Source organism: Arthrobacter sp. B2060 (assembly GCF_059090445.1).
Genome location: NZ_JBNHFR010000009.1, coordinates 61,540 through 74,654, shown reverse-complemented (window position 1 = coordinate 74,654; position 13,115 = coordinate 61,540). Strand labels below are relative to the sequence as shown.

Sequence of the window (13,115 nt, the reverse complement as noted above, 5' to 3'; positions counted from 1 at the left end):
CTAACGGATGCTGGCGTCCTGGGCCTCAAGAGCCTCCCCGACACTGGCGCCCGGCGACTGTCCCTGCCCGTGCCGGCGTCCCAGGCTGCTGGGCCACCAGATGCTCGGGCCAAGGTCGTAGGCCAGCGCCGGGACCAGCAGCGAGCGCACCAGCACCGTGTCCAGCAGCACCCCGAATGCCACAATGAATGCGAGCTGCACGAGGAACATGATGGGGATGACACCCAGCGCGGCAAAGGTGGCGGCAAGGACCACCCCGGCGGACGTGATCACCCCGCCGGTCACACCCAGCCCCCGCAGAATGCCCGCCCGGGTGCCGTGCTTGAGCGCTTCTTCCCGGACCCGGCTCATCAGGAAGATGTTGTAGTCCACGCCCAGGGCCACCAGGAACACGAAGCCGAACAGCGGCACTGTGGCATCGGCTCCCGGGAAGCCCAGCACGGTGTTGAATACCAGGGCGGCAACACCCATGGCGGCCGCATAGGACAGGACCACGGACGCCACCAGCAGGACGGGCGCCAGGATGGACCTCAGCAGCAGCATCAGGATGACCAGGATGACCGCAAGCACCACGGGGATGATGGTCACAAGGTCCCGCTGGGCCGTGGTGTTGGTGTCCAGCGCCGTGGCGGTCACCCCGCCGACCAGCGCCTGCGGGTCCACGGCCTTGACGCGCTCCCGCAGGCCCAGCACCGCATTGCCGGCGTCGCTGGAGTCCGCCGGGAAGTCGAGGGTGGCGTTGATCAGTACCTTCCCGTCACGGACGGCCGGGGCAGCGGGCACGCCGGGGGCACCGGTGATGGGCACACTTCCTTCGGCCAGGAGGTAGGCGTCCCCAACGCCGTCGGCCGCCTTCACGGTCTCGAGCGCTTCATCGGCCTTGCTTTCGTCCGTAACCACGACGGCGGGGCTGCCGCTGCCCGCGTCGAAATGGCGCGCCAACGCATCCTGGCCGTCCACGGCGTTGGAGGCGGCGAGGATGACGTCAGTCTGCGGCACGCCATGTGCCTTCAGCTGCAGCACGCCCGCCGAGGCGGCCAGCAGGAAAAGGACCGACGCGATCCAAACAGTCCGCGGGCGCCGGGAGACCAGGGAACCCGTGGCGCGCCACAGCCCCTTCTGGCCCTCAAGCCCGGTGGACAGCCGTGGTTCCCGCTCCCCTTCAGGCACCAGCCTCGGCAGGAACGGCCAGAAGGCGCCGCGGCCGAGGAGGGCCATGAGCGCAGGCAGGAGAGTCAGCGCCGCGAACACCGCACACAGGATGCCGGCGGCAGCCACCGGGCCAAGGGCCTTGTTGGAATTGAGGTCGGAGAACAGCAGGCACAGCAGGGCGATGATCACCGTGGCCCCGGACGCCAGGATCGGCTCGAAGGACGCCTTCCAGGCGGTGACGACGGCGGCCGTCCGGTCCGCTGTGTGCGTCAGCGCCTCGCGGAAACGTGCCACATAGAGCAGGGCGTAGTCCGTGGCGGCGCCAATCACCAGGATCGACAGAATGCCCTGGCTCTGGCCGTTGAGCTGGATCCAGCCGAGTTTCGCCATGCCGAAGACCAGCAGGATGGCCGCACACAGGGCGAACACCGAGGTCAGCAGGACTGCCACGGGCAGGAGCAGGGACCGGTAGACAACCAGGAGGATGACTAACACTGCCCCGAGCGCCACGAGCAGCAGGATGCCGTCGATGCCGGCGAAGGCGCCCACCAGGTCGGCCGCCAGCCCGGCCGGGCCCGTGACGAAAGTCTGCGTGCCCTGCGGAGCTCCGGCCAAGACCGCTTCCCGCAGCTCCTGCACGGCACCCTTGACGTCCCCGGACGAGGAAAGGGGTACGACGAACTGCACAGCCTGCTGGTCCTCGGCAGGAATCGGGCCGATAACCGCACTGCCCACCTGCAGCGCCTCCAGCGCTCCCTTGAGCGTCGCCGCCGCGCCCAGTTGGGCCGGCGTGAGGGCGGCATCGCTTTCAATCACGACGACGGCGGGGACCTCGCCGGAGTCCCTGAACTTGTCCTGCCAGTCCCGGGCCTCGGTGGCTTCAGCACTGGACGGCAGGAAGGACGCCTGCTCGTTCGAGGAGACCTCGTCCAGTCTGCCGAAGGTGGGCCCGCCGACGCCGGCGACTGCAAGCCAGGCGAAGACGAGGACTGCGGGGATGAGCCACCGCAGCAAGAACGGAACGCGGGGCGTGGTGCTGGATTGCTGCTTCATGGCGCCCTTCTGTCCGTTCCCTTAGTGCCCTGCAGGCGATAATGGATCCAGCATAGACTATCTCCATGATGGAGAGACACTGGCTCGCGGAGTTTGCCTCGCACCCTGGAGTAAACTCCGGAGGGCATGAATCAGGACAGGGAGGTGGACGTGACCGACGTTCCGGCTGCATCCCCGCCTCCTGTGCCACAGTTGCCTGAGCCGCAACCCGGCCCCCAGTCGGCGGGGCCGGAGACGCCTGGGCCGCAGGCAGGCCCGCCGCATCCGCTGGTGCGGCTTCTTCAGGAGTTCACCCTTGAAGCCAACCGGTACGTCGATGCCGCGGGCGGCAGGAATGACATGCACCGCACGGACCTCAACGCGCTCGCTGTAATCATGCGGCACGCGGCAGGGGGGCAGGTGGTCACTCCCGGGACACTGCGGAAGGAACTCAACCTCAGTTCCCCCGCCACCACCGCGCTGATCGACCGGCTGTGCGGATCGGGGCATCTGGTCCGCGAGCGCCAAGGCCAGGACCGCCGGCAGGTCCAGCTCAGGATGACGGACAAGGCCTACCGTGACGGCAGCGCCATGTTCCGTCCGCTCGCCCGGCACATGGGCGCGGCAATGGCCGGGTACAGCGCCGACGAGCTCGAGACCGTGACCCGGTTCATGAACTCGATGATCGACGCCACGGTCCGCGCCGGTCAGGAAGCCTCCGGGAAAGCCCCGTAAAAGGGCCGGGGTATCGGTGCGTATTCCGTTTCCTTTCGGAGAAGGAGGAGTAGCGTTTCCCTATGAGTGCGCAGCAGCCAGACGACGTATACACCCACGGCCACCATGAGTCGGTGGTCCGGGCCCATGCGTCGCGGACGGCGGAGAACTCCGCGGCATTCGTGATTCCCCACCTCACCCCGGGGGTCACTGTGCTGGACGTGGGATGCGGGCCGGGAAGCATCACGTGTGACTTTGCCGTGCTGGTGGCCCCAGGAAGCGTGACCGGCCTGGACCGTTCCCCTGACGTGATCACCCATGCCAAGGAGCTCGCCAGCGACCGGGGCGTGGAAAACGTCGAGTTTGTGGCCGGAAACATCTACGATCTCGACTTTGAGGACGATACCTTCGACGTCGTCCACGCGCACCAGGTGCTCCAGCATCTGACCGATCCGGTGGAAGCGCTGCGGGAGATGCGGAGGGTCGCCAAGCCAGGCGGCATCGTGGCCGTCCGCGACGCCGATTTCCACGGAATGAGCTGGTATCCGGCCATTCCTGAACTCGATGAGTGGATGGACCTCTACCAGCGGATCGCCCGCCGGAACGGTGCCGAACCAGATGCCGGGCGCCGCCTTGTGTCCTGGGCCCAGGCCGCCGGCTTCACCGATGTGGCCCCCACAAGCAGCAACTGGCTCTACGCCACGGGACAGCAACGGCGCTGGCAGGCACGCGTGTGGGGCGAGCGGGTGCTGCATTCTGCCTTCGCTGAGCAGGCCCTCGAGTACGGCTTCGCGCAGGAGGCGGACCTGACGCGCATCTCCGCCGGCTGGCACCGCTGGGGTTCCACCGAGGACGGCTGGTTCCTGATCCCGAACGGCGAGGTCATAGCCCGCGCCTGACATCTGCGAGCGAGCCGGGCATGTGCGAGCCAGTCTGCCCATGTCCGGAGGGTCTGCTGCGGGGCACCTCATCCGTTTGCCAAGAACGGCCGACTGCAGGTCTGCGGAGCGGCCCTTTTTGGCAAATGAGCGCACCGGGGCCTGCTGTGTGCGCAGTCCCCGTCCCAGCACTAAGCTTGATTGGTGCAGTTCTCCCTATGGCTGGCCCTCGCGGGTGCCGGCGTCCTCATCAGCTTCACTCCCGGCGCGGGCGCCATCAACACCATGAGCAACTCGCTGACTTCGGGGTTCCGGCGGTCCATCTGGGGAATCCTCGGGCAGCAGGCGGCTCTGATCGCCCATGTTGTCATCGTGGCACTCGGGGTTGGCGTCCTGGTGTCGGGTTCGCCCGTCGCTTTCAACGTCATCCGTTACGCCGGCGCCGCCTACCTCGTCTATCTGGGCATCCGGCAGTTCCTGCACAAGCCGGACCTGGACCAGGAGAAGGCGGCCGCACTCCGGAACGAGCCGGCATGGTCCATGTTCCGGCGGGGCCTCTGGGTGAACCTGCTCAACCCCAAGGCCATCGTGTTCTTCCTGGCCTTCATGCCGCAGTTCATCCGGCCCGAACACCCGCTGTTGCCGCAGTATCTGGTTCTCACTGCCACAGTGGTGGTGATCGACATCCTGGTCATGTGGTTCTTCTTCGCCGCGGCGGCGAAGTCGTTCCAGCGCTTCACCCACAATGCCCGCGGACAGACCATCCTGAACAGGGTCTTCGGCATCCTGTTTGTAGCGGTGGGCATCCTGCTGGCCCTGATCCACTAATAGACCGCTTCCACTGAAAGACCGGCGAAATGTTAAGAACAATAAGACCGCTTACTAGCCAAGCAGTGTTAGCGTCCGACATGCTTAGCAACATGTCCTCAACGTCGAGCCCATACCGGATCATCGCGGTTTGCACCGGCAACATCTGCCGGTCCCCGATGGCGGAGCTGATGCTGGCGGAAGCCTTCGCAGCGGCGGGGCTCGCCGACGCCGTCGTGGTGGATTCCGCCGGAACCACCTCCTACGAGGCGGGACGGCCCATAGACGCCCGCGCCGCGCGGAAGCTGACCGCCCACAACCTCGCCTCCGACGGGCACGTCGCCCGGGAATGGCAGCCGGAGTGGTACACGGAACGTAACCTGATCCTGGCCCTGGACGTGGACCACTACGGCTGGCTCCGGGCGTCCGCCCCCGACAGTGAAACCAGGGCGAGGGTCCGGATGCTCCGCAGTTTCGATCCCGCGCTGGCATCTCAGGATCCGCTCGACCAGGGCATCGAGGACCCCTGGTACGGGGACCACAGCGACTTCGCGAGTGTCTGGGACCAGATCCAGGCAGCCGTACCCGGCATCGTTGACTTCGTCCGGTCGGCGATCGCGGAAGAAATCCCAGATGAAGAGGCCCGGCTAAAGCTTCGGAACAGCCAGCAGGTACGCTCTATTTCATGACCCCCGCACCTGTGATCATCGCCATCGACGGGCGGTCGGGCGCAGGCAAAACCACGCTGGCCATTGAACTCGCGGCCCGGCTGCGGACCCACCACAAGGTGGCGCTCTTCCATCTCGAGGACATCTACCCCGGCTGGAACGGGCTCGCTGCCGGCATCGAGCGCTACGTCAGCACCGTGCTGTCGCCGCTGCGCCGGGGCGAGCCGGCCACGTGGGTGAGCTGGGACTGGGAAAAGCATTACGACGGCGATGCCCGGGTCACGCTGCCCGCGGAGATTGTCATCGTCGAAGGTGTGGGGGCCGCCGCGGCCGCCGCCCGGCCCCTGCTGGATGCCGTCATCTGGGCTGACGCACCGGAGGACGAACGTCGCGCCCGCGCGCTGGAGCGTGACGGCCAGACTTATGAACCCTACTGGAACCAGTGGGCCGCCCAGGAAGCCGAGCTCCTCGCCTGGGACGATGTGGGCAGCCACGCCGATGTCCGGGTCCGCAACCGCGCCGATGACACCGCCCCGGCTGACGTGCTGCAGGCGCTCACCTACCTCCCGGGCCTCTCCACCGTGCTGGTTCCCGAGCTCTCCGCGCGGCGCGGCCTGCGGTTGGTGGCCGAGCGGATCGAGGCCCGCCCGGATCCCGCGGCCCTGTTCGAGCAGCTGTTCGGGACCTCCGCGAATGCCGTCTGGCTGGATTCCTCGCTGGTCCCGCCCCCGCCGCAGGGCAGGCACAGCGGACATGACCGGGACGCTGCGGCCGCCGCGGAACGCAGCCGCTTCAGCATTCTGGCAGACGACGGCGGCCCCTTCGGCCAGTCCGTGCGGCACCATTCCGGGACCAACCGGATCACCGCCGGATGCGCCACTGCCGAAGTCTCGGGGCCTTTCTTCCGCTGGCTGGAGACGGCGTGGGGGCAAAAGGCAGTCCGTGGTCCCGAGGGCTATGCGTGCGATTTCACGCTGGGCTGGCTGGGCTACATGGGGTATGAGCTCAAGCGTGAAACCGGCGGCTCGGACGTCCCCTCCGACACTCCGGACGCTGCCCTGATCTTCGCCGGGCGGGCGGTGGTCCTGGACCACGCCGAGGGCACGGCCTGGCTGCTGGCCATCGACGCCCCCGACGCCCAGGACTGGCTTGCCGACGCCCGGCACGCCGTGGCTGGGGCAGCCGAAGCCGGCGGTGCCGCGGCCCCCCAAGCCGGCGGCGGCGGCGCCGCCGTGCCGTTCCCGTCCCCGGTGTTCACGAGCCGCGATACGGAGCTCAGCTACAAGCGCAAGATCGCTGACGCCCAGAACGAGATCGCCGAGGGAAACTCGTACGAGGTGTGCCTCACCACGTCCCTCACGGCGGAGGTGCCCGCGGACGGGCTGGACCTGTGGCCCACGTACCTGGCGCTGCGGAAGAGGAATCCGGCGCCCTTCGCAAGCTATCTGCGGTTCGGCGGCCTCACGGTTGCCAGCACGTCCCCTGAGCGGTTCCTGCGGATCACCTCCGACGGCGGCATGCGCGCCGAGCCGATCAAGGGCACCCGCCCCCGTGGCGCCGACCCGGAAGCGGATGCGGGGCTGCGGCACGATCTGGCCACCTCCCTGAAGGACCGGGCCGAGAACATCATGATTGTCGATCTGCTTCGGAACGACCTCAGCCACTTTGCGGAGCCCGGATCGGTCACGGTCAGCCGGCTGTGCGAAATCGAAAGCTACGCCACCGTCCACCAGCTCGTGAGCACCATCGACGCCCAGCTCCTGCCCGGATCGCCGCGGGCCGAAGCCGTGGCGGCGTGTTTCCCTGCCGGCTCCATGACCGGGGCGCCGAAGATCAGCACCATGGCCATCCTGGACCGGCTCGAGGAAGCGCCCCGGGGGGTCTATTCGGGCGCGATCGGGTACTTCTCGCTCAACGGCGCCACGGATCTGGCGGTCGCGATCCGTACGCTCGTTGTCCAGACGACGGATGCGGACAGCACTGCGGGGGACGGCGTAGCTGGCGACAGCGCGGGGGGCGGGCCGACGGCGACGCTGAGTCTCGGCGTCGGGGGCGCCATCACGGCCGATTCAGCGCCCCAGGAGGAATACGAGGAGATCCGCACCAAGGCGTTCGGCGTGCTGTCCACCCTGGGCTCGGAATTCCCGGCGCGAACTGGCAGCTAACGCCCGCAAGTTCGCCGTTTGAGGGCATTAGCTGCCGGTTCGCGCTGGCCGGGGCTACCGGTTCGCGCTGGCCGGGGCTACTGGACCGTGGCGGTGAGGCGCGCCACGTTGTCCACGTATCTCGCCGCGAGGGGCCGCCGCATCCAGTCCTCCAGCCTGAGCTCGTGGGAGATGTCCCGGTAGGTGTCCTCCACCTCGCGCATGCTGTTCACAGTCTGGATGCCGAGCAACATCACGGACACCTCCATGTTCAGTGAGAAGGAGCGCATGTCCATGTTGCTGGAGCCGAGGACAGCCACCTCGTCATCGATGGTGAAGTGCTTGGCATGCAGGACGAACGGCGCCTTGTACAGGTAGATCCGCACGCCGGCTTCCAGCAGCGCCTGGTAGTAGGACTGCTGGGCGTGGTGGACCAGGAACTGGTCGCCCTTTTCGGAGACGAAGAGCTCGACATCGACGCCCCGCTGCGCCGCCGTGGTGATCGCGTAGAGCAGTGAATCGTCCGGCACGAAGTACGGGCTGCAGATGGAAATCCGGTGCTGGGCGGAGTAGATGAGCGTATTGAACAGCCGGAGGTTGTTCTCGGTGCTGAAGCCGGGGCCGCTGGGCACCACCTGGGCCGTGACATTGCCGGGGGCGGTTTCATCGGGCAATTCGAGCTGCTCCTCGAGCTGGGCCTCGAGCGATTCGTCGGTTTCGCTGAGCCAGTCGGTGGCGAAGACCACGTTGAGGGTGGGGACGATGGGGCCGCGCAGCCTGGCCATCAGCTCCACCCACTCACGCCCCACCTTCCGGTGCCGCGGGTTGTTGTAGGACGGCTCGATCAGGTTCTGCGACCCCGTGAACGCCACTTCGCCGTCGATCACCATGATTTTGCGGTGGTTCCGGAGGTCCGGCCGCCGCCACTGGCCGTGGATGGGCAGCAGCGGGAGCATCCGACGCCACTGGATCCGGCTGGCCTTGAGGCGTTTGAGGAGCCTGGCGTAGCCCTTGATCCGGAGGGTTCCGATGTGGTCGAACAGCACGCGGACCTCGACGCCGCGGTCGGCAGCCTCCTCCAGCGCCGTGAACAGCTCGTCGGTCACGTGGTCCGTGCTCATGATGTAGAACTCGGCGTTGATGAACCGTTTGGCGTTCCGGACGGCCTCGGTCATCGCCTGGATGGAGTCGGGATAGCCCGGGATGAGCTCGACCGAGTTGCCGTCCACCATCGGAATCGAGCCCAGGCGGCGGTTGAGTTCGGCCGCGGACTTGACCCATTCGGGGCCTGGATATTCACTTCCGACGTCGGACAGCACGGACGTGCGGGCACGCACCCTTTCGCTGACCTGCTGCTGCTGCTCCACGCGCCGCCGGGACAGCCGGAAGTTGCCGAAGAGCAGGAAAAGGATCAGGCCCAGGGCGGGTACGAAGAAGATGCCCAGGAGCCAGGCCATGGCGGTGGTGGGCCGGCGGTTGCCGGGGATGATGCCCAGGGCGAGCACCCTGATAATGAAGTCCGCCGCGCTGAGCACGAAAACCAGCCAGGCCGGCAGGGTTCCGGCGAGCGGAAATGGCCACAACACTGGTGAAACCCCCGTTATTTCTTGCCCTCGGAGCCATTCCGGAAGGGACGCTCCAGCACAGCCTATCCGGGACCGGCCGCACTAAGCTTGAGGCATGACTTCTCCTGCTTCAGCCACCGTGCTGGTGTTCCTCGACCCGGACTATGAATTCGGTCGGATCGCCGACCCCACCCAGCCCCAGCTGATGGCCACCGATTTGGGCGCCACCCGGGGCGATGGCGTATTCGAGTCCATGCTCGCCGTGGGCGGCCGGACCCGGAAGGTCCAGGCGCACCTGGACCGGCTGGCCAGCTCTGCCGAAGCACTCGACCTGGACATACCGGACCAGGACACCTGGCGGCGCGCCATCGAAACGGGCGTTGCGGCCTTCCGTTCGGACAACCCGGCCGCCTCACCGGAAGAGGACGAGGCCGTGGTCAAGCTCCTGGTGACGAGGGGCGTCGAGGGCGCCGCCGGGCCCACCTGCTGGGTCCAGGTGTCCCCCGTCGGGGCGGCAGGCCGGCGCCAGCGCGAAGCGGGCATCGACGTCATCCTGCTGGACCGCGGCTACGACAGCGACGCCGCCGAGCGCGCCCCCTGGCTCCTGCTCGGCGCCAAGACACTCTCCTACGCGGTCAACATGGCTGCCCTGCGCCACGCCCACAAACAGGGCGCCGACGACGTCATCTTCACGTCCTCCGACGGCCGCGTGCTGGAAGGGCCGACGTCGACCGTCCTGCTGGCGCAGGTCGAAGAGTCCGACGGCGGCGCAACGGTCAAGCGGCTCATCACGCCCCAGCTGGACAGCGGCATTCTTCCGGGCACCTCCCAGGAAGCGCTGTTCGCCGCCGCCAAGGCTGCCGGCTGGGAGCTGGGTTATGGCCCGCTGGAACCCCAGGACCTGTTCGACGCCGACGCCGTGTGGCTGATTTCCAGCATCCGGCTGCTCGCGCCGGTGAACCACATCGACGGGAAAGAGATCGGCACGCCGGCGCTTCGGAAGCAGCTGACGGCTGAGCTGGCAGAGCTATTCGCCGGGATCGAGTAACTGCGCGGCATCGAGTAGCTGAGCGGGATCCTGTAGCTGCGTGGCCGTTTCTTCAGTGACGCGATAGGGGTATGGTCTGGCTCAGGAGGCGCGCACATGGACTGGACGCTGGAACGATCGGATTCGCCGTTGCATGGCTGCCTGCCATCCAACGGGGTGCGGGTGACGAATAACCGGCATGAGCAAGGCAGAAAAAAAGAACCTGCGGTACTGCGACTACTACTGCTTCATGTCACTGGCGGACTTCACTGCGTGGGTCCAAGATGACAGCGGCAACGAACCGGACATGTCCTTTACGTGAGCGTCCCGCGCCGGCCCGCAGGACCGGCGAACGGCTGCACCATGGCTGAGCACATCGGGGGCAGGCCCATTTCCCTGTGGCTGGCCACCGCCGGGCAGACCGGTTATCCGCCCCTGGCCACCGACGTCGAGGCGGACGTTGCGGTGATCGGCGGCGGCGTCGCCGGACTGACGGCGGCACTGGCCCTCAAACGGGGAGGGCTGACGGTGGCTGTCCTGGAGGCATCCCGCGTGGGCACCGGAGTCACGGGACACACCACCGGGAAGGTCACGTCCCTGCACCGGCTCGCCTACGCCGAACTGGCAGAGCGCCACGGCGCCTCCACGGCCCGCAGCTACGGCGAGGCCAACCAGGCCGCCCTCGAACACATCGCACGCACGGTGTCCGAGGAGAACATCGACTGCAGCTTCCGGAGGGTGTCCAACTACACGTACGCGGAATCGCAGGACGCGGCGGACCTGGTCCGTACCGAAGCGGACCTGGCGGCACGGCTCGGACTTCCCTCCTCCTACACGACTGACGTGCCCTTGCCTTTTCCTGTGCGGGCCGCCGTTCGCTTCGACGGCCAGGCGCGGATGCACGCGCTGAGATACCTCCAAGGACTGGCTGCGGCCGTGGACGGGGACGGCAGCTTCGTGTTCGAGGAAAGCCGCGTTTCGGGCCTCCGGGATGGGGCACCGGGCGTGGTTGATACCGAAGGGGGATCCGTCCGGGCACGCGACATCATCGTCGCCACAAATGTCCCGTTCGGGGACGAAGGGTCCTTCGAGACACGGTGTTACCCGCACCGCTCCTACATCGTGGCTTCCCGCGCGCAGCAGCCAACCATGGACGCCACCTTCATCAGCGCGGACGAGCCACTGCGCTCCATCCTGACCATCGACGTGGAGGGCACCAGCTATGTACTCACCGGAGGGGAAGGACACCGCGTGACCGACGGCGGTGACTCCGCCGAACGGTATGCCCGGCTGGCGGCGTTCTCCCGGGACCGCCTCGGCGCCGGGAATGCCGAATTCCGCTGGTCCACGCAGGACATCATGACCGTGGACGGGCTGCCCTACGTGGGGCTCATGTCGTCCGGCGGCAAACACGTCCATGTGGTCACCGGACTGCGCAAGTGGGGCCTCACGAACGGCACCGCCGCCGCGCTGATCCTCGCCGACACCCTCAGCGGAAGGCGCAACCCGTGGGCGGCGGTGTTCGACAGCAACCGGCCCACGCCGCCGGGAGCGGGGATCCCCGCCTTGCTGCAGGAAACCAAGCCGCGGGAGGCGGGGAAGCCAGCTCCCGGGCTTCCGGATCCGGGTGAAGGGACGGTTGTTGACGCGGACGGGGAGCCGGTGGCTGTCTACGCCCACCCCGACGGGAAGCTGCAGGCTGTCTCCGCCGTCTGCACCCATCTCGGCTGCACCGTGGGATTCAACGCGGAGGACGCTACCTGGGACTGCCCCTGCCACGGGTCCCGGTTCGCCACGGACGGCACCGTTATCCAGGGCCCGGCCACGGCGAACCTTCAGTCAAAGCTGCTTCCCGGATCCGCGAAAACTGGTACCTGAAAGGTGGGTTCCGCAAAAAAGCAGACAATTCCGATGCAGCCGTTGTACTCTTCTAGAACGGTCTGACCGTCTCATCCGAGGGGATGGGCAGGTCAGTCCGGGGTTCCGGGCTCAGCCGGAACCAGGAGCCATAAAGGAATAGCCGATGTCCAGGGATGAATCCTCCGTTCCCGCATTGACGAACTCACTACCCGAGGGCTTGGGGGCCCAGGCAGCGTTGCCAGGGGATGTGGGCGAAATAACTGTGCGCTGGCAAGCCCAGGAAATTATTGACGTGCTGCTGGCGGAGTCCGATCCTGCCAGCGACAAGACCCGGAAGAGGCTCCGCGACCTGGTCGCGGCGCATCCGGACGATCCCGAACTCGCACTCCTGGAGCACCTCAAAGTCACCACGGCACTCGCCAATAACGAAGGTGCCGTACCCTTGACCGTTGAGCCTGCCCCCGCAGCGGAATTGCCCGCGCCGGTTCCCTTCACCAGACGCAGCAGGAACAAGATCGAAGCTGTCCTCGGTGACAAAATGCTGATGACAGCCTTCCAGCCGGTCCGGCAGCTTCCGGACGGGCATGTCATCGGCGTCGAGGCCCTGACGCGCTTCGTGAGCGACGACGGCGCCAGCGCCGACCACTGGTTCAACGAGGCAGAAGCGGTGGGCCTGGGCGCCGACCTTGAAGTCGCCGCCCTCCTCCGGGCACTCACCGCGGCACATTCCGTGCCCGAGCCCCTCTTCATCGCCCTGAACCTCACGCCCGCCACATGCGTGGATCCGCGCATTTATGGATTGCTGGAGCACTCCCAGCTTCCGATGGACCGGATCATCATCGAGCTCACAGGCCAGGTGGCCCCTGACCAGTATCCGACTCTGAGCGCGGCCCTGGCGCCGCTGCGCAGGCGCGGGCTCCGGATTGCTGTCGACGGCGCCGGCGCGGGCTTCACGTCCATGGACCAGATTCTCGAGCTGAGCCCCGATGTCATCAAGCTGGATCGCCGCTTCATCGAGAACATCGACCATTCCGAAGGACAACGGCTCCGTGGCGCTGCCATGGCGGAGCTCGCGCGTTACATCGGTGCGGAGCTCACGGCGGAAGGCATTGAAACCGTAGCGGAACTGAGCGCGGTGACAGAGCTTGGGCTGACTGCGGCCCAGGGGTACCTTTTGGGCCGGCCGTCCGTGCATCCGCTCGACTGGAACTCCTGGATCCGGTCCGAAAGCGAAACCGCGGCGAGCGGCCCTGCTCTCTGACCGGAGA

The 13,115-nt window shown here is 67.2% G+C and carries 11 protein-coding genes; 9 read left to right on the top strand and 2 right to left on the bottom strand.

All coding sequences use genetic code 11. The features are described from left to right. The gene (locus tag AC5RUM_RS15645; RefSeq protein ID WP_494035788.1) at positions 1-2,205 is read right to left on the bottom strand and encodes an MMPL family transporter; all 2,205 of its coding nucleotides are present in this window, start codon (positions 2,203-2,205) and stop codon (positions 1-3) included. A 267-nt stretch (positions 2,206-2,472) separates the two neighbouring features. Between AC5RUM_RS15645 and AC5RUM_RS15640 the strand changes: the two genes are divergently transcribed. The 5 genes from AC5RUM_RS15640 to AC5RUM_RS15620 all read left to right on the top strand — a co-directional run bounded on the left by AC5RUM_RS15640 (position 2,473) and on the right by AC5RUM_RS15620 (position 7,416). Then, positions 2,473-2,919: a MarR family winged helix-turn-helix transcriptional regulator gene (locus AC5RUM_RS15640; protein WP_494035899.1), complete on the top strand. Its 447-nt coding sequence runs from the start codon at positions 2,473-2,475 to the stop codon at positions 2,917-2,919. Between the two features lie 62 nt (positions 2,920-2,981). Next, on the top strand, positions 2,982-3,797 hold the full coding sequence (locus AC5RUM_RS15635) for a class I SAM-dependent methyltransferase (RefSeq protein ID WP_494035787.1): 816 nt from the start codon (positions 2,982-2,984) through the stop codon (positions 3,795-3,797). Positions 3,798-3,980: 183 nt separating this feature from the next. Continuing rightward, positions 3,981-4,604, top strand: coding sequence for a LysE family transporter (locus AC5RUM_RS15630; RefSeq protein ID WP_494035786.1), 624 nt, complete (start codon positions 3,981-3,983; stop codon positions 4,602-4,604). 92 nt (positions 4,605-4,696) lie between these two features. Next, the gene (locus AC5RUM_RS15625) at positions 4,697-5,272 is read left to right on the top strand and encodes a low molecular weight protein-tyrosine-phosphatase (RefSeq protein WP_494035898.1); all 576 of its coding nucleotides are present in this window, start codon (positions 4,697-4,699) and stop codon (positions 5,270-5,272) included. Beyond that, positions 5,269-7,416 (top strand): chorismate-binding protein, encoded by a 2,148-nt coding sequence (locus AC5RUM_RS15620; RefSeq protein WP_494035785.1) that lies wholly within the window; start codon positions 5,269-5,271, stop codon positions 7,414-7,416. The genes AC5RUM_RS15625 and AC5RUM_RS15620 overlap by 4 nt, the downstream gene beginning before the upstream one ends. 77 nt (positions 7,417-7,493) lie before the next feature. On the opposite strand, the gene cls is transcribed toward AC5RUM_RS15620, so the two are convergent. Next, the gene (gene cls / locus AC5RUM_RS15615; protein ID WP_494035784.1) at positions 7,494-8,981 is read right to left on the bottom strand and encodes a cardiolipin synthase; all 1,488 of its coding nucleotides are present in this window, start codon (positions 8,979-8,981) and stop codon (positions 7,494-7,496) included. 94 nt (positions 8,982-9,075) lie between these two features. On the opposite strand from cls, the gene AC5RUM_RS15610 reads away from it, so the two are divergent. The 4 genes from AC5RUM_RS15610 (at position 9,076) to AC5RUM_RS15595 (ending at position 13,108) form a co-directional block, all read left to right on the top strand. Continuing rightward, positions 9,076-10,008, top strand: a complete 933-nt coding sequence (locus AC5RUM_RS15610) for an aminodeoxychorismate lyase (protein ID WP_494035783.1) — start codon at positions 9,076-9,078, stop codon at positions 10,006-10,008. Positions 10,009-10,186: 178 nt separating this feature from the next. Further along, the gene (locus AC5RUM_RS15605; protein WP_400580152.1) at positions 10,187-10,309 is read left to right on the top strand and encodes a hypothetical protein; all 123 of its coding nucleotides are present in this window, start codon (positions 10,187-10,189) and stop codon (positions 10,307-10,309) included. 41 nt (positions 10,310-10,350) lie between these two features. After that, on the top strand, positions 10,351-11,865 hold the full coding sequence (locus tag AC5RUM_RS15600) for an FAD-dependent oxidoreductase (RefSeq protein ID WP_494035782.1): 1,515 nt from the start codon (positions 10,351-10,353) through the stop codon (positions 11,863-11,865). Between the two features lie 145 nt (positions 11,866-12,010). Further along, positions 12,011-13,108, top strand: coding sequence for an EAL domain-containing protein (locus AC5RUM_RS15595; protein ID WP_494035781.1), 1,098 nt, complete (start codon positions 12,011-12,013; stop codon positions 13,106-13,108). Positions 13,109-13,115 lie beyond the last annotated feature (7 nt).